This is a genomic window from Natrinema amylolyticum (genome assembly GCF_020515625.1).
GTDB lineage: Archaea > Halobacteriota > Halobacteria > Halobacteriales > Natrialbaceae > Natrinema > Natrinema amylolyticum.
In genome coordinates this window covers 670,970-685,346 of sequence record NZ_JAIWPJ010000002.1, presented here as the reverse complement: position 1 = coordinate 685,346, position 14,377 = coordinate 670,970, and the positions used below count along the sequence as shown (strand labels likewise).

The window sequence follows — 14,377 nt, the reverse complement described above, 5'->3', positions numbered from 1 at the left end:
AATGAGTGCATTCAACGCAATCGGAGAGGAACGGGAGATCGACCGGGACGAGTTCACCCCCAGCGTCGAACCGCAGCCGACCTGGTGTCCGGGCTGTGGTGACTTCGGGGTCCTGAAGTCACTGAAACAGGCCCTGCCGGAAGTCGGCAAGACCCCCGAAGAAGTGCTGACCGTCACCGGGATCGGCTGTTCCGGTAAGCTGAACAGCTATCTCGATACCTACGGGTTCCACACGATCCACGGCCGTTCGCTGCCCGTAGCCCGCGCCGCCAAACTCGCCAATACCGACCTCGAGGTCATCGCCGCGGGCGGTGACGGCGACGGCTACGGAATCGGCGGGAACCACTTCATCCACACGGCCCGGGAGAACCACGACATGACCTACATCGTGTTCAACAACGAGATCTTCGGCCTGACGAAGGGCCAGACCTCGCCCACGAGCCCGAAGGGTCACAAGTCCAAGACCCAGCCGTCGGGCAGCGCGAAGACGCCCATCCGGCCGCTCTCGCAGTCGCTGACCGCCGGCGCGAGCTACATCGCCCGCACCGCCGCGGTCAACCCGAATCAGGCGAAGGAGATCATCGCCGAGGCCATCGAACACGACGGCTTCGCCCACGTCGACTTCCTGACCCAGTGTCCGACCTGGAACAAGGACGCGCGTCAGTACGTCCCGTACATCGACGTCCAGGAGTCCGACGACTACGACTTCGACGTCACCGACCGGCGCGAGGCCGCCGAGATGATGTACGAGACCGAGGACGTCCTCAACGAGGGGACCGTTCTGACCGGCCGCTACTACGTCGACGAGGACCGGCCGTCCTACCAGGAAGAGAAATCCGCCGTCGGCGAGCTCCCGGACCAGCCGCTGGCCGAGCGCTACTTCGACGAGGACGCCGAGTGGGAACGCAGCTACGACCTGCTCGACCGACACACGTAGAGCCGACAGCGATCGTCTCACGGGTCATCTTTTCGCAGCGTCGCAGTCTCGGAGATGGGCACGACCGTTACAGTTCGAGCACGGGTACGACCGGCTCACCGCGAGTCCGATCCGCACTCGATCGATTCCGCGACCGCGACCGCCGTCTCGAGATCGAATTCTGACGTCGCGAAGACGGTGGTCGTCTGCTCACCGCAGGTCCACGCGAGTTGGGTCCCGAACCGACTCTCGACTTTCGTCATCGACCGGTCGCCGACGGTCATCGGCTCACCGGTTCCGTCGGGCAGCCGCGTCGTCGTGGTCGTACTCACGAGGATCGTTCGCCGGTCGTCGTCCGCGTACCGGAGCGTGGCCGTCGTCGCGTTCCCGGAGAGGGACGGCGTGACCTCGATCTCGTCGCGCTCGAGGTCCGCGGGGAGGTGGGCCGGCTCGGTGACCGTGAGGTTCGTCTCGGACTCGGCGGCGGCGATCGAATCGACCGAGCGGCCGTACGGATGCACGTTCTGGACGACGACGGCGTCTTCGGGAGGTTCGAACGCGAAGCGGTCGTCGTCGATATCGTCACCGAACGAGAGGTCCGTGTAGGTCCACGTTCGGTCGATCCCCTCGCCCTCGAGTTCCTGTTTGACCGGGAACAGCGTCTCCTGATCCATCCAGACGTCGACCCGGTCCGCGACGGGAGCAGCGGATTCGTCGGTCTCGCTCGTCTCGAGCGGAATCACGAACTCCGTGTCACCGACGAGGACGGTGATGTCGGTATCGACGGTCTCGTCTCGAGGGGGCTCGAACGTGACGTGGTAGGTCTCACGGCCGTCGATCGTCGCCTCCTCGATGGCGGTGACGTCCAGTTCGTCGAAGTACGTCCGTTGCGTGTCGTAGAGATACGCGAAGTGACTGTCCGGCGTTCGGTTCGCGTCGATCACCGTCACTCGGTCGGCACCGACGTCGTAGAACCAGGCCCACTCGCCGTCGTTGACGTTGCGGAACCGACCGTCGGTCGTTTCCGTCCTGGTGGCACCGTCGTCTCGCAGCCACATCTCCTCGGTGTACGCGACGGTATCACCGCGCTCGGACACCAGCGTCGCAGTGGCAGCGCTCGGCGGGTCGACGTCGTCGATCTGCGCTTCGAGTTCCGCCGCGGTCGGCGTCGAACCGCGCTCGCCGCCCGGAAGCGTGACACAGCCCGCCGCCAGAACGACGAGGACGGCGAGCCCCAGCGCCGGACCCAGTCGTGTCATCTTTCGAGTGTCTCTCACCGGTATGTATTATTGTGTCGGGTTCCGGACGGCATTAACAGCCTGTCGAGAGCGATTCGCCGATTCGCAGTGCGGTCCCGTCGTCGAGGGCGTGCCCGGCGAACACCGAATAGTAGCGGTCCCCACACGACCACTGCAGTTCCGTCCCCTCGTCGGTCTCGGCGATGGTCCCCGTCGTGTTTCCGACCGCGACCGCGTCGCCGCCGGTCGCGAACCGCCGCGGCCCGTCGCTCGTCGTGACCGAGACCGTCTCGTCGGTCGGCGTCCGATACCGGATCGACACCTGCGTTCGGTTTTCGTCGGGGAACTCGTACCTCGTGATCGAGTCGCGTTCGACCGACTCGGGCACCGCGTCGGCCGGCGGTTCGGCGACCGCGAACGGCACGCTCTCATCGGCTGCCTCGACGCTCTCGTACGAGTCGATCGACGGCAGTGTAACGCTCTCGACGTCGGTTCCGTTCCCGTCCGTCGCTGGGTCGAACGCGAAGCGCTCGTCGTCGATCTCACCGTCGACCGAGACGTTTCGGTAGGTCCGCTCGAGCGTCACGCCGTCGCCCTCGATAGCCTGTTTGACCGGGAACAGCGTCTCCTGATCGTACCAGACCTCGATGCGGTCGGCGCTGCGGTCGGCGGCTTCGCGCTCGCTGGTCGCCAGCGGAACGACGTACTCGGTGTCCTCGATCAGGACGCTGATCGACCGCTCGATAGTCTCGTTGGCCGGCGGATCGAACGTGACGTGGTAGGTCACTCGGCCGTCGACGGTCGCCTCTTCGACCGCCGCGATCTCGTAGGCCTCGAAATACCGTGCCTGCTGTGCGTACAGCCCCTCGAGATACGGCGTTGCGTCCGGGTCGGTCTCGAGACGCGTCGCCCAGTCGTGGGCAGCGTCGTAGTGCCAGCGTCGATCGCCGTCGTCGACGATGACGGTGCCGGCGTCGCGGTCGGTGGGACTGGTTTCGACCCGGCTCGCGCCGTCGGCTCGGAGCCAGACGGTTTCGGTGTACCGGGTCGTCTCGCCGTCGACCGTCCGACGATCCTCGACCGTCGCAGAGATTTCGTCGGGCGGCTCGGCCGCGGTGATCTCTCGCTCGAGGTCCGACAGCGTGGGGCCGCTATTCGGCAGCGTGACACACCCCGCCATCAGTAAGAGGAGCGCCAGCGCCAGGGCGGGGAGGGCAAGGGAGGGAACGGTATCGCTGGCCAACATGTTAGTCACGTAACTCGTATACCGTTATTAACTCGTCGGTCCGGCCGATATCGCTTCGGCTATCGGGTGGGACCGAACGGAGACGCGCCGATCGATTACTCGCCGGCCCCGAACCCGCCGGCGAACAGCTTCGAGAGGTAACTGAGGACGAGCAGGGCGACGACCAGTCCGGCGAGCAAGCGGGGCTGAAACCCGTACCGGATCTCGCGAACGCCGTAGGCCACGACGAGCGCTCCCATCAGCAGGGCCGTCCCGCCCGCCCACCGGGATACGTGTGCCGGGTCGACCGACTCGTCGTAGTTCGCGTGCAGCTCGACCCGGCCCCGAAAGGCGATGAGCGAGCCGAGACCCAGAATCGCGAGCCCGCAGAGGACCCAGACGGCGCCGCTGACGAGATTCGGATCGACCATTCCGTATCGGCCCTGCGCCCAGCGGGCGAATAAGTCCGCCGATTACCGATCCGACCGTCCGCCCTCACGACCGTCCGTACGCCGTCTTCCGTTCGGATATCCGTCGTTTTCGTATACAAAAGATATTTTTCCGCCGGAGCAAAACGTATACGCATGAGCACTCAGGCGACGGAAGATCGTATCCTCGAAGTTCTCGAGGAGGACGCCCAAGCGTCCTACGCCGAGATCGCCGATCGGGCGAACGTCTCGAAACCGACCGTACGAAAGTATATCAACCAACTCGAGGAGGAGGGCGTCATCGTCGGTTACTCGGCCGACATCGACCCGAAGAAACTCTCGAGCAAGACCATCGCACTGGTCGGACTCGACGTCGCGAGCGAACGCTACGTCGAGGCGACGCAGGCGATCAAGAACCTCGAGGAAGTCGAAGCGCTATACAGTTCCAGCGGCGACCACATGCTGATGGCCGAAGTACGCGCCGAAGACGGCGACGCGCTCGGCGAAATTATCTCCGAAGAACTACTCGAGATCGACGGCGTCACCGCGGCCCATCCCTCTTTCCTACAGGAGCGACTGAAGTAACTGCCTGGCTATCGATCCGTCGTCCCTGGTAGCCGTCGGGATTTACGTTTTCACGCTGGCCGTCGTAGACGCGGGCAGTTCATGCAGACGTACGACCGCGAAACGACCGTCGACTCGCCGTTCGAGGACGTCTGGGCGTTCAATTCACGGATCTCCGGGCTCGAGGCGGTGACGCCAGACTGGCTGCACCTGCGCGTCGAGCGCGTGATCGGCCCGGACGGGGAGCCGGATCCGAACGTGCTCGAGCCCGGTTCGGAGATCGCGCTGTCGATGCGCCCGTTCGGAGTGGGGCCCCGTCAGCACTGGACGTCGGTGATCACGGCGCGGGAGCGCGACGAGGGATCGGCGTACTTTCGCGACGAGATGGTACACGGGCCGTTCGACCACTGGGAACACACGCATTCCTTCTTCGCCGACGGGACGCGGACGATCGTTCGGGATCACGTGGAATACGAACTCCCCCTGGGCGGACTCGGCGACGCGATCGCGCCGCTCTCGCGGCTCGGTTTCGAGGCCATGTTCCGGGCGCGTCATCGGCTGGCGAAAGCGCAGTTGGAATGACCGGCAGTTCCGCGGCCGAGACTCCGAGCCGGCCCGGTCGGATTCGAGAGGTGTACCACGCTCGTTTTGCCGGTTCGGGCGGTAGTATCGGCCGTGACTGAACGCGAGGGGGTCGACCGACGGGGACTTTTGGGTGCGCTCGGGGCGGGCGCGGCCGCGGGCATCGCGGGCTGTCTCGGCGGCCAACCCGGCGACAGCGGGAACGACAACGACGACCCTCCGGCGCAGGTGTACGAGCCCTCGCTCGAGGACGTCCCGGACGGGCCGTTCGAGTTCCCCGAGGGGCACCGCTGTGCCGTCTGTGGCATGCCGGCGACCAAGTACTTCGGAAAGGGACAACTCGTCCACGAAAACGGGCTGGCGGCGGTCTTCGACTCCCCGGGCTGTCTGTTCGCCTACACCGTCTCGTCGACGCCTGACTCACCGGTCGCCGGTGCCTGGACGACCGACTACGAGACCGCGGACCTCATCGACGCGACCGAGGCTCACTTCGTCCTCATCACCGACAAGGAGGCCGCCGAGGACCCGATGGGCATCGATCCACGCCCCTACGCCGACCGCGAGCACGCCGTCGCCTTCCTCGAGGGATGGGAGGCCGAAGACCTATCGCCGGACGAGGACATCATCGTCGGATTAGACGACGTCGACCTCGAGTTGGTGTCGATCTACCGCGGCACGCGGCTTCCCGACGAGCCGCCGGAGTAACGTTCCGGCCGCTTTCGGTACCCGTTTGCCTCAGCGGACGAATGTGAGACGACGTGACCGTCGACCTCGAGGCCGCGCCGCTGGTCGCGCTCGCCGTCGCGGTGTTCGCGACGAGCACCAGCGCGATCCTAGTTCGGTGGAGCGCGGCCCCGAGTTCCGTCGCGGCCTTCTACCGGGTGCTCTTCACGACCGTACTGGTCACACCGATCGCCGTAACCCGTCACCGCGCGGCCTTCGCACGGCTCTCGCGTCGCGACCTCGCGGGCGCCGTCGTCGCCGGCGTCGCGCTGGCGGTCCACTTCGCGGCCTGGTTCGAGAGCCTCGATCACACGAGCGTCGCCGCGAGCGTGACGCTCGTCCAGAGCCAACCGATATTCGTGGCGCTCGGCGCGGGCCTCCTCTTAGGCGAGCGGATCGGCCGCGCGACGGTGGCGGGAATCGCCGTCGCGATCGGCGGCGCAGCCGCGATGTCGCTCGGGAGTACCGGGCCCGCGGCGCTCTCCGACGGAACGCTGTACGGGAACGCCCTCGCCGTACTGGGCGCGGTGACCGTCGCCGGCTACGTGCTGGCCGGCCGCTCGATCCGCCAGCGCGTCCCGCTGTTTCCCTACGTGACCGTCGTCTACGGTGCCTGCGTGATCGTCCTGTTCCTCCTCGTCGGCGCGCAGGGCCACCCCTACGTCGGCTACCCCGCCCGCGAGTGGCTGCTCTTTCTCGGGCTGGCCGTCGGTCCGGGCGTCCTCGGCCACACGGTGAGCAACTGGGTCCTCGAGCACCTCGAGTCGGTCGTCGTCAGCGTGGCCTGGCTGGGCGAGCCGGTGGGTGCGACCCTGCTCGCGTTCGTCCTGCTCGCGGAGGTCCCCGACGCGATCACGGTCGTCGGCGGCGTCGTCGTGATCGCGGGGGTCGCCGTGACGACGCTCGAGCGAGAGCGCAGTGACGAACCGAGGGACCGCTGAACTCGCTCGGGCGTCGACAGATAGCGGACGGTTCGTGACAGTGACCGTGGATATTCGTCCCACTTTGATTACGGACGAAATTGAAGTGTGACACGGTGCCAATGGACAACCAGGAGCTGACGGACTTCCTGATACTGCGAGCGCTCGACGAACCGATCACGCAGAACGAACTCGAGGACGCGGGCGAGCAGTCCGGCGAGGCCCTCCGAGAATTACGCGACGAGGGGGCCGGAATCCGCTGGGTCGAATCCGAAGTCATGACGAACGAGGAGGGACAGGTGACGGGGACGTTCTGTCACTACCGCGCCGACGGCGAGGAGACGATCCGCGAACACGCCGAGCGCGCCGGCCTCCCTGCGACACGGATCGATCGGCGCGGCGAGCCCCTTGAGGGCGAGTAACGGCGTGTGACGAGTCCCCGAGTGCACGACTCGACGGTGAACTCGCCGACCGCCTCGCGCCGTGGGGACGGACGATCGGACGTCGCCGTCCATCGCGACCGGGGGTAGCCGGGACCGGTTCTCGGCTACCGGGTTCGGCTGTGGCGTGTGACGTCGTATCGCACGTGTTAGCGTCTCTGGATAGAGTCCCCATCGCGCTATCGAACGTGGAAGTATCTGCCTCTCGAACTCGTCCGCTTACCGAACGGAGAGATCCGATCCGCCGCGTTGCTCGGAGAACTCGAGTTCGATTTCGAGTTCGCGGTCGCGCTGGCCCGTGAATTCGATCTCGACCTCGATCGGGGTCCGGTACTCGAAGGGGATCTCCCACGTCGATCCCGCGACCGTCACCGTCGTCTCGGCCTCGAGCTGATCGGCGAGTTCCCGGAGAAACGAGGCCGTTTCCTCCCGTGAGAGGTATACTTCGCGTTCGAAGAAACCGTCCGTGATCGTTCGTCGTTCGCGATCGCGGTCCTCGGGGAGCGTCACTCGATCAGACATGGTATCGAATACCACGAGCGGCGGCATAAATCTGGACCAACCTCCTTCAGAGACTGTATGTAAGGGGACCGTACCTGCGAAATCCTTCTCCCTCCGGCCGCCCACTGTGTGTACATGTCACTGATCGAGGTGCTGGGGAACGGAACGCGACTCGAGATCCTTCGCGAACTCTCGCGGGGGCCGAAGTACGTCTCCGAACTCGCCGAGAGAGTCGGGATGGACGGGAAGAGTGCCGTCCACCACCTATCGACGCTCGAGGACGCCGAACTGGTCGAGTGGTACATGCGGGGTAACCGCAAATACTATCGACTCACCAGCGCCCTCGAGTTGCGAATCGCGCCGCCGCCGGAACGGCAGTTCGTGCTTCAGGCTGACGAGGTCGACGCGTCGGATACGACGGATCGGTGAACGATTCCGGAGACCGGTAGCCGGTGAACTGTAGCGGCCGAGACCGTCACCGCCGCGCCGGGGTGGCTCGATGACCGTTCAGGTGCGCACTTTCGCGACTGGCAGCGCTTCGAGAGTGCTCCCCGATCGATACGGAACCGTCTCACGCTCGCTACTGTCGGCGAGATCCGACCGGTTACTTAGTATGACGCCGACCGTGATAGCTGGTATCGTATGTCACGAAACGGCGCAATCCCCGTCACCGTCGTCAGCGGCTACCTCGGCGCGGGAAAGACGACGCTGATCAATCACGTGCTGTCGAATCCGGGAGACCGGCGGGTAGCGGTGATCGTCAACGACATGGGCGAGATAAACGTCGACGCGGAACTCATCGCGCGAGAAAACGACGACGAGGGGATCGTGGACCTCTCGAACGGCTGTATCTGTTGTCGGTTACAGGGGGATCTCCTCGACGAAGCGGCACGGCTGGCGGACAGCCGCGCGTTCGACTACCTGCTGGTCGAGTCCTCGGGGATCAGCGAGCCGATTCCCGTCGCGCAGGTGTTCACCGACGGGACGGACGAGAGCGACGTGGATCCGACGACCCTGTTTCGGCTGGACACGATGGTGACCGTGCTCGACACGTACGGGTTCTGGAAGGAGTTCGACGCCGGGGAGCACCTTCCTGAGGGCGCCCAGCCCGATACCGACCGACCGCTGAGCGAGGTCCTCGTGGAGGGGATCGAGTTCTGCGACGTCTTACTGCTCAATAAGTCCGATATGGTCCCCGAGGACGTCCTCGAGGAGATCGAAGCCGTCGTCGAGACCCTCCAGCCGCGGGCGAAACGACTCCGAACGACCTACTGTGAGGTGGATCCGGACGTCGTCCTCGACACCGGTCGGTTCGACCTCGAGACGGCGAAGCGGTCTCAGGGGTGGAAACGTCACCTTCGCGAGGCGGGACACGATCACGGAGACCAGACGCACGCCCCCGACGCGGGACGGAGTGCCGCCGAAATGCACGGCGTCTCGTCGTTCGTCTTCCGGTCCGATCGACCGGTCCACCCAGAGCGACTCGCCGCCTGGCTCGAGGACTGGGACGGCGCGATCGTCCGCGCCAAGGGCGTCTGCTACGTCGCGAACCGCGACGAGGTGATCGGCATCAGCCAGGCCGGTCCGTCCGTCAGGGCCGGCCCGATCGGCGAGTGGCGGCCCGACGACGACCGTCGCACGCAGCTCGTGTTCATCGGCCGAGAGATGAACGAGGAGCGAATTCGCGAGGAACTCGAGGCATGTCTGGTCGCGGATGAGGGAGCGGCGGAGACGGACGCGATGGGCGATCCGTTCCCGCTGTAGCCGCTACGGTTCCGACGGCTCCAGTTGCTCACTGAGTTCGTCCCAGGACTCGTGAAAGCCGTGGGTCGACCGATCCGTCGTCCGGTCGGGAAGGGCGTCCTGATAGACGTCGTCGTACTCGAGCAGCCGCGTCCAGCCGTCGTGCAGGGAGTAGCTGCAGTACTGGCACATGTATCGGACTACGTCGGTCGACGGGATATCCGTTTCTCCGTTCGAGGCTCGGTCCATCGTCCCGGTCGGCGATCGATATTCACTCGAATCGGTCGCAAGCGACAGGGCGAAGTCGCGGCGGCATCGAACGCGAGTGACCGCCGGCGGAGCCGACAGCGCGATGCGGTCACGAGGGAACGACGATGAGCACGAATCGGAAGGGCGGATACGTCCGTAGCGCGTCCGAGACGGTCGAACGGGAGTGCGAGCACTGTGAGTGGCACGCGGTCGCGGACTCCTACCCGACACTGATCGAACGGTATCAGGATCACCTCCGCGACGAACACCCGATGGCGTGGGTGCGGAGCTGACGGCGGGACGCGAGCGCTGACCGCGGCGCAGGCGCGGCTCGGTCGGTCGAGACCGCGGCGACCGACCGAACCCGACGGCGCGAGGGCTACGGCTCGAGCAGAACCTTGATGACGCCTTCCTCGCGTTCGTCGAACTTCTCGTACATCTCCGGGGCGCGATCGAGGTCGACGCGGTGGGAGACGACCCAACTGGGGTCGGCGCGTCCCTCGATGATCATGTCGCGCAGCTGTCGATTGTACTCCTTGACGTTCGTCTGGCCGGTACCCAGCTTCTGTCCCTTCTCGAAGAGCTTGCCGAAGTCGATACCGAGTCGTCCCTGGGCCGCCATCTCGTCGGGCGCGCCGGGGTCCGACGGGACGTACAGTCCCGGGATACCGAGCTCGCCGGTCGGCCGAACGGTTTGGATGAGCTGGTTGATCACGACTGCCGGGTTTTCCCGGGCCGGGTCGTAGGCGTCGTCGGTCGGATCCGTCTCGGGGTCGATCGCTTGATAACCGACCGCGTCGACGCCGTTGTCGACGCCCCCGCCGTGCAGGTCTTTGATCTGTTCGACGGGATCGCTCTCCTCGAAGTTGATCGGACGCGCGTCACAGTGGTCCTCGGCCAGCTCGAGACGGCTCTCCACCCGGTCGACGATGTAGATCTCCGACGCGCCCTGGATCTTGGCGCTGTAGGCGGCCATGAGGCCGACGGGACCGGCCCCGAAGATCGCGATCGATTCGCCGGGCTGCAGGTTCGCCAGTCGGGTCCCGTGCCACCCCGTCGGGAAGATGTCCGCGAGGAGGGCGAAGGCGTCCTCGTGTTCGTCACCCTCCGGCAGCTTCAGCGCGTTGAAGTCGGCATAGGGTACCCGGAGTTTCTCGGCCTGGCCACCCTTGTACGGCCCCATCGCGACGTATCCGTACGCGCCGCCGGCGAAGCCGGGATTGACGTTGGTACAGAACCCGGTATAGCCGTTCTCGCAGTTCCGGCAGAACCCGCAGGCAACGTTGAACGGCATCACGACGCGGTCGCCCTCCTCGAGCGACGTGACGGCGTCGCCGGTCTCGATCACGTTGCCCATGTTCTCGTGACCGAAGACGATCCCCGGATCGGCCGAGGTTCGCCCCTCGTACATGTGGAGGTCCGATCCACAGATACACGTCGTCGTGATATCGACGATGATGTCGTTCTCGTGTTCGATCTCGGGCTCGTCGACCTCCTCGACGGCTACGTCGTGCGGTCCCTGGTAGACGACGGCGTCCATTGACATTAAGTATCACACCTCGATGAACGGACCACGAACTTCGATGTAAACCTTCGCGTGGTCGGCGCGCTCGAGTACGATCATTTAACACCCGTTTGTTCCGAGTGGAAAACGTACCGGAACGGACGATTCTGGATTCGACTGGAGCGTCCGATCGACCGTCCAGTCTCGTTCGCCGGCGGCGCACGACTGCCGTCACGAGACGGTCCCGCATCTCGCGAGGGGAAACGAACAACTGCCGGCGAGAGCGACAGTTCAGCCGATTGATTTCGCACCTATCAGAGATGGTATATGGTTGTATTTTCGCAGAAGGTATTTATCACTCTCCGTGGTGTGGCACTCTATCGCATGGTCGATTCAGTACAGCTCGACACGGCGAAGGAAGTCATCGACGCGGCAGAGCAGCGAGCGGAAGAGATCGACAATCCGATGGTGATCGCGGTCGCGAACTCGGAGGGTAACCTCGTCGCCCAACACCGGATGGACGGCGCGTGGCTCGCGTCGGTCGATATCTCGCGGAACAAGGCCTACACGGCGGCCGCACTGGATATGCCGACGCACGAACTGGCCGATCCGACCCGGCCGGGCGAGTCGCTGTACGGTCTGCAGAATACCAACCAGGGACGGATGGTCATCTTCGGCGGCGGATACCCGCTGATGCGAGACGGTGACATTGTCGGAGCGATCGGCGTCAGCGGCGGCGCGGTCGAGCAGGACATGGACGTCGCGGAGTCGGGAGTCGACAGATTCGAAGCGCACTCGCCGTAACGAGCCGTCGGCGTTCGCCGTCCGTCACTCTCCGACTCGAATAGCGGCTTTTCGGTTCGAAAACGGACAGGGCTCACCTTCCTCGCGACGGGACAGTCCGCGCGATGACGATCGCTTCGCCGTTCGGTCCGTAAAGCGTGTATAGATTTCCACTGAAATTCCCTCTCCGGGATGTTAGCTATATGTTGGCAGCTAACATGCAGTGGGCCATGGTGGAAGATCTTCTCGAGAGCGCCATCGACGGCCAGGGGCCGTGGTTCGCGTACGTCGTCCTCGTCGTCGGCGCGATCGTGCTCACTTACAGCGTCGAGAAACTCATCAGCTATCTCACCCGATCCGCGATCGGCCTCGGCGTCTCGATCTTCACGCTCGCGATCATCTTCACGGGCTTCGAATTCGACGACACCGTCGTCGCACTGGTGTTCGGTGCGGGCGATCTCGAGCGAGTCGCGCTCGGAACGGCGTTCGGTACCGCGCTCGCGATCACCGGGATCACGCTGGCGGTAGCGGCGATCGTTCGGCCGTTTCCCGTCGAAGTCCCGCGCGATTACCTGCTGATGTTCGTCCTCTCGCCGTTTCTCCTGGTTCCGTTCGTCCTCGCGGGCACGCTCGGCACCGTCCACGGGCTCGTCCTCGTGGCGGTGTTCGTCGTGCTCCTCGGCTACGTCGTCGGCCGGGAGTACCAGCGCGACGTGCCCGTGTTCAGGGACTCGGAGATCGCGGACCGCATCGAGGCCGACGGCGGCGTTCCGATCGACCGACTCGATCTCGCGGACATCGAACGGAGAGCGGTGCTCGAGGAGATTCCCGAGGACCGGTTCGTCACCGGGTCGCGCCACGAAGGGGCCTTCTGGCTCGGACTGTCGCTCCTCGCGCTCGTCGGAGTCGCCGCGGGCGCGCTCCTGCTCGAGGCGAGTTCGCAGGCCATCGTCGCCTCGTGGGGGATCGAGGAGACGGTCTTCGGAGCGACGGTTCTCACGCTGGTCCTGACGGTGGAAAACCTGCTGTTGACGATCGAACCGGTCCGGCGTGGAATCCCCGAGATCGGGATCGGGCACGTCGTCGGCAGCGTGATCTTCTCCGTCACGGCGAACGTCGGCGTGATCGCGTTCGTCGCGGACGTCGTGATTCCGCCGTCCGTACTCGTCTTCCACCTTCCCGCGGTGATCCTCCTGACCGCCGTCGCCGCCGCCGCCATCTCCACCGGGCGTCTCCGGCGGAGACACGGCTACCTACTGGTCGGACTGTACGTCGCGTACTGGATCATCGCGCTCCTCGTCTTCGGTGGCGTCCCGATTCCGGACTGAGTTCGGGTCGCCGACGACCGTTGCGAGGCGGTCGTCTCACAGCGCCGAACGCGGCTTCGGGGATTAAGTTCGCTGGCACCGTTCGGCCACCGTATGAGCGCCGTGGAACTCGTCGGTCTCGCCGCCCTGTTCCTGACGGGCGTCGTGCTCGTCATTTGGTGCGTCGAGATCTTCATCGAGGCCGTCGCCCGGAGCGCCGTCTCGCTCGGTATCTCGGGGTTTTTCCTCGCAGTCGTCCTCGCCGGGATCGACCTCGAGAACGCGATCCTCGGCGTCACGGCGGCGTTCGTCGACCTCCCGACCCTCGCGCTCGGGACGGTGTTCGGCGAGTCGCTGTTCGTCCTCGCGGTCGCCGTCGGCGTCGCGGGACTGGCCGTCCCGTTTCGGATGGCCGTCCCTCGAATCTACCTCTTGCTACTCGTCCTCGTCCCCCTCCCGGCGTTCGCGCTCTCGATCGACGGAACGCTCGACTGGACGGACGGCGCGATCCTGACGGTTCTGTTCGTCCCGCTGCTCGCCGGCATCTTCTGGCACGAGCGACGGTCGGAGACGACGTTCCTGCTCTCGGGCGAGGTCGAGGAGGTCGTCGATCTCGAGGCGGATGGGAAGACGGACGGAGCGGTGAGATCGGTGGCAAACGCGGATGCGGACGCGGAACCCAACGGCGGCGATCGAGCGCCCGCACCCGGCCCCGAACGCGCCGCCGACCGCCGCGCGCATCCCGACCGCGACGTCGATTTCGATCTGGACCTCGACGAGTTCGTCCCCGATCTCGAGGGGAAGAGCGGCCGGTTCAGCCTCGCCGTCGCCGTCCTCGCGATCGTCGGCATGACGGTCGGCTCCGGTCTCACCGTGGTGAGCGCTGAGGGGATCTTCGTGACGCTGGGCATCTCGGGGCTCGCGTTCGGCGCGACGGTGCTCTCGTTCATCGCTTCGATCGAGGAACTGGCGCTCACCGTCGAACCGGTCCGACGGGGCCGGGCACACCTCGCCGTGGGGAACGTCGTCGGGAGCACGGTGTTCTACGTGACGGCCAACGTCGGCCTCATCGCGCTGCTGCGCCCCGTCGATACCGCGGGTGCGGTGATGACGGTCCACTGGCCGTTTCTCGCCGCGTGCCTGCTCGTCGTCGCCGGAATGCTCGCTCGCGGTCGCGTGACGCGCGCAGGCGGCGCGGCGCTGATCGTGCTGTACGTCGGGTACTGGATCGCGAATTACGTGTAACGGAGTCCG

The 14,377-nt window shown here is 65.5% G+C and carries 18 protein-coding genes; 12 read left to right on the top strand and 6 right to left on the bottom strand.

Going from position 1 to position 14,377, the window contains the following annotated elements; all coding sequences use genetic code 11:
• Position 1: 1 nt before the first annotated feature.
• On the top strand, positions 2–937 hold the full coding sequence (locus LDH66_RS13635; RefSeq protein WP_226481619.1) for a thiamine pyrophosphate-dependent enzyme: 936 nt from the start codon (positions 2–4) through the stop codon (positions 935–937).
• A gap of 95 nt (positions 938–1,032) precedes the next feature.
• Here the strand turns inward: LDH66_RS13635 and LDH66_RS13630 are convergent, their stop codons facing one another.
• The 3 genes from LDH66_RS13630 to LDH66_RS13620 all read right to left on the bottom strand — a co-directional run bounded on the left by LDH66_RS13630 (position 1,033) and on the right by LDH66_RS13620 (position 3,810).
• The gene (locus LDH66_RS13630) at positions 1,033–2,175 is read right to left on the bottom strand and encodes a LolA family protein (protein WP_226481618.1); all 1,143 of its coding nucleotides are present in this window, start codon (positions 2,173–2,175) and stop codon (positions 1,033–1,035) included.
• Between the two features lie 52 nt (positions 2,176–2,227).
• Positions 2,228–3,400 carry a LolA family protein gene (locus LDH66_RS13625; protein ID WP_226481617.1) on the bottom strand — a complete coding sequence of 391 codons (1,173 nt, stop codon included), beginning with the start codon at positions 3,398–3,400 and terminating at the stop codon, positions 2,228–2,230.
• A 95-nt stretch (positions 3,401–3,495) separates the two neighbouring features.
• Positions 3,496–3,810 (bottom strand): hypothetical protein, encoded by a 315-nt coding sequence (locus LDH66_RS13620; RefSeq protein ID WP_226481616.1) that lies wholly within the window; start codon positions 3,808–3,810, stop codon positions 3,496–3,498.
• Between the two features lie 153 nt (positions 3,811–3,963).
• Between LDH66_RS13620 and lrpA1 the strand changes: the two genes are divergently transcribed.
• The 5 genes from lrpA1 (at position 3,964) to LDH66_RS13595 (ending at position 7,018) form a co-directional block, all read left to right on the top strand.
• Positions 3,964–4,392 carry an HTH-type transcriptional regulator LrpA1 gene (lrpA1, locus tag LDH66_RS13615; protein ID WP_226481615.1) on the top strand — a complete coding sequence of 143 codons (429 nt, stop codon included), beginning with the start codon at positions 3,964–3,966 and terminating at the stop codon, positions 4,390–4,392.
• Positions 4,393–4,473: 81 nt separating this feature from the next.
• Complete coding sequence (locus LDH66_RS13610; RefSeq protein WP_226481614.1) at positions 4,474–4,953, top strand: SRPBCC family protein; 480 nt, start codon at positions 4,474–4,476, stop codon at positions 4,951–4,953.
• A gap of 93 nt (positions 4,954–5,046) precedes the next feature.
• A complete protein-coding gene (locus LDH66_RS13605; RefSeq protein ID WP_226481613.1) occupies positions 5,047–5,658 on the top strand; it encodes a nitrous oxide reductase accessory protein NosL in 612 nt (203 codons plus the stop codon).
• 53 nt (positions 5,659–5,711) lie between these two features.
• The gene (locus LDH66_RS13600; protein ID WP_226481612.1) at positions 5,712–6,617 is read left to right on the top strand and encodes a DMT family transporter; all 906 of its coding nucleotides are present in this window, start codon (positions 5,712–5,714) and stop codon (positions 6,615–6,617) included.
• Between the two features lie 101 nt (positions 6,618–6,718).
• On the top strand, positions 6,719–7,018 hold the full coding sequence (locus LDH66_RS13595) for a DUF4242 domain-containing protein (protein ID WP_226482016.1): 300 nt from the start codon (positions 6,719–6,721) through the stop codon (positions 7,016–7,018).
• Between the two features lie 237 nt (positions 7,019–7,255).
• Here the strand turns inward: LDH66_RS13595 and LDH66_RS13590 are convergent, their stop codons facing one another.
• Positions 7,256–7,558, bottom strand: coding sequence for an amphi-Trp domain-containing protein (locus tag LDH66_RS13590; RefSeq protein ID WP_226481611.1), 303 nt, complete (start codon positions 7,556–7,558; stop codon positions 7,256–7,258).
• A gap of 114 nt (positions 7,559–7,672) precedes the next feature.
• Between LDH66_RS13590 and LDH66_RS13585 the strand changes: the two genes are divergently transcribed.
• Positions 7,673–7,966: an ArsR/SmtB family transcription factor gene (locus tag LDH66_RS13585; RefSeq protein WP_226481610.1), complete on the top strand. Its 294-nt coding sequence runs from the start codon at positions 7,673–7,675 to the stop codon at positions 7,964–7,966.
• A 213-nt stretch (positions 7,967–8,179) separates the two neighbouring features.
• A complete protein-coding gene (locus LDH66_RS13580; protein ID WP_226481609.1) occupies positions 8,180–9,301 on the top strand; it encodes a CobW family GTP-binding protein in 1,122 nt (373 codons plus the stop codon).
• A gap of 3 nt (positions 9,302–9,304) precedes the next feature.
• On the opposite strand, the gene LDH66_RS13575 is transcribed toward LDH66_RS13580, so the two are convergent.
• Positions 9,305–9,472 carry a hypothetical protein gene (locus LDH66_RS13575; protein ID WP_226481608.1) on the bottom strand — a complete coding sequence of 56 codons (168 nt, stop codon included), beginning with the start codon at positions 9,470–9,472 and terminating at the stop codon, positions 9,305–9,307.
• A 182-nt stretch (positions 9,473–9,654) separates the two neighbouring features.
• Between LDH66_RS13575 and LDH66_RS13570 the strand changes: the two genes are divergently transcribed.
• Entirely contained in the window at positions 9,655–9,822 is a 168-nt protein-coding gene (locus LDH66_RS13570) for a hypothetical protein (RefSeq protein WP_226481607.1), read from the top strand.
• 86 nt (positions 9,823–9,908) lie between these two features.
• Here LDH66_RS13570 and LDH66_RS13565 read toward each other — a convergent pair whose 3' ends face one another.
• Positions 9,909–11,069 carry a glutathione-independent formaldehyde dehydrogenase gene (locus LDH66_RS13565; RefSeq protein ID WP_226482015.1) on the bottom strand — a complete coding sequence of 387 codons (1,161 nt, stop codon included), beginning with the start codon at positions 11,067–11,069 and terminating at the stop codon, positions 9,909–9,911.
• 348 nt (positions 11,070–11,417) lie between these two features.
• Here LDH66_RS13565 and LDH66_RS13560 point away from each other — a divergent pair, with 348 nt between their 5' ends.
• From LDH66_RS13560 to LDH66_RS13550, 3 genes are all read left to right on the top strand, one after another.
• Positions 11,418–11,837 carry a GlcG/HbpS family heme-binding protein gene (locus LDH66_RS13560; RefSeq protein ID WP_226481606.1) on the top strand — a complete coding sequence of 140 codons (420 nt, stop codon included), beginning with the start codon at positions 11,418–11,420 and terminating at the stop codon, positions 11,835–11,837.
• Positions 11,838–12,046: 209 nt separating this feature from the next.
• Positions 12,047–13,144 carry a sodium:calcium antiporter gene (locus LDH66_RS13555; protein ID WP_226481605.1) on the top strand — a complete coding sequence of 366 codons (1,098 nt, stop codon included), beginning with the start codon at positions 12,047–12,049 and terminating at the stop codon, positions 13,142–13,144.
• A gap of 93 nt (positions 13,145–13,237) precedes the next feature.
• A complete protein-coding gene (locus LDH66_RS13550; protein ID WP_226481604.1) occupies positions 13,238–14,368 on the top strand; it encodes a sodium:calcium antiporter in 1,131 nt (376 codons plus the stop codon).
• The last annotated feature ends 9 nt before the right edge of the window (positions 14,369–14,377 follow it).

Excerpts from the sequence above, each read along its gene's own strand:
- LDH66_RS13590 (WP_226481611.1), bottom strand. The coding sequence starts at position 7,558 with ATGTCTGATCGAGTGACGCTCCCCGAGGACCGCGATCGCGAACGACGA.
- LDH66_RS13620 (WP_226481616.1), bottom strand. The coding sequence starts at position 3,810 with ATGGTCGATCCGAATCTCGTCAGCGGCGCCGTCTGGGTCCTCTGCGGG.
- LDH66_RS13570 (WP_226481607.1), top strand. The coding sequence starts at position 9,655 with ATGAGCACGAATCGGAAGGGCGGATACGTCCGTAGCGCGTCCGAGACG.
- LDH66_RS13625 (WP_226481617.1), bottom strand. The coding sequence starts at position 3,400 with ATGTTGGCCAGCGATACCGTTCCCTCCCTTGCCCTCCCCGCCCTGGCG.
- LDH66_RS13595 (WP_226482016.1), top strand. The coding sequence starts at position 6,719 with ATGGACAACCAGGAGCTGACGGACTTCCTGATACTGCGAGCGCTCGAC.
- LDH66_RS13555 (WP_226481605.1), top strand. The coding sequence starts at position 12,047 with ATGGTGGAAGATCTTCTCGAGAGCGCCATCGACGGCCAGGGGCCGTGG.
- lrpA1 (WP_226481615.1), top strand. The coding sequence starts at position 3,964 with ATGAGCACTCAGGCGACGGAAGATCGTATCCTCGAAGTTCTCGAGGAG.
- LDH66_RS13585 (WP_226481610.1), top strand. The coding sequence starts at position 7,673 with ATGTCACTGATCGAGGTGCTGGGGAACGGAACGCGACTCGAGATCCTT.
- LDH66_RS13560 (WP_226481606.1), top strand. The coding sequence starts at position 11,418 with ATGGTCGATTCAGTACAGCTCGACACGGCGAAGGAAGTCATCGACGCG.
- LDH66_RS13630 (WP_226481618.1), bottom strand. The coding sequence starts at position 2,175 with ATGACACGACTGGGTCCGGCGCTGGGGCTCGCCGTCCTCGTCGTTCTG.
- LDH66_RS13565 (WP_226482015.1), bottom strand. The coding sequence starts at position 11,069 with ATGGACGCCGTCGTCTACCAGGGACCGCACGACGTAGCCGTCGAGGAG.
- LDH66_RS13610 (WP_226481614.1), top strand. The coding sequence starts at position 4,474 with ATGCAGACGTACGACCGCGAAACGACCGTCGACTCGCCGTTCGAGGAC.
- LDH66_RS13580 (WP_226481609.1), top strand. The coding sequence starts at position 8,180 with ATGTCACGAAACGGCGCAATCCCCGTCACCGTCGTCAGCGGCTACCTC.
- LDH66_RS13575 (WP_226481608.1), bottom strand. The coding sequence starts at position 9,472 with ATGTGCCAGTACTGCAGCTACTCCCTGCACGACGGCTGGACGCGGCTG.
- LDH66_RS13550 (WP_226481604.1), top strand. The coding sequence starts at position 13,238 with ATGAGCGCCGTGGAACTCGTCGGTCTCGCCGCCCTGTTCCTGACGGGC.
- LDH66_RS13635 (WP_226481619.1), top strand. The coding sequence starts at position 2 with ATGAGTGCATTCAACGCAATCGGAGAGGAACGGGAGATCGACCGGGAC.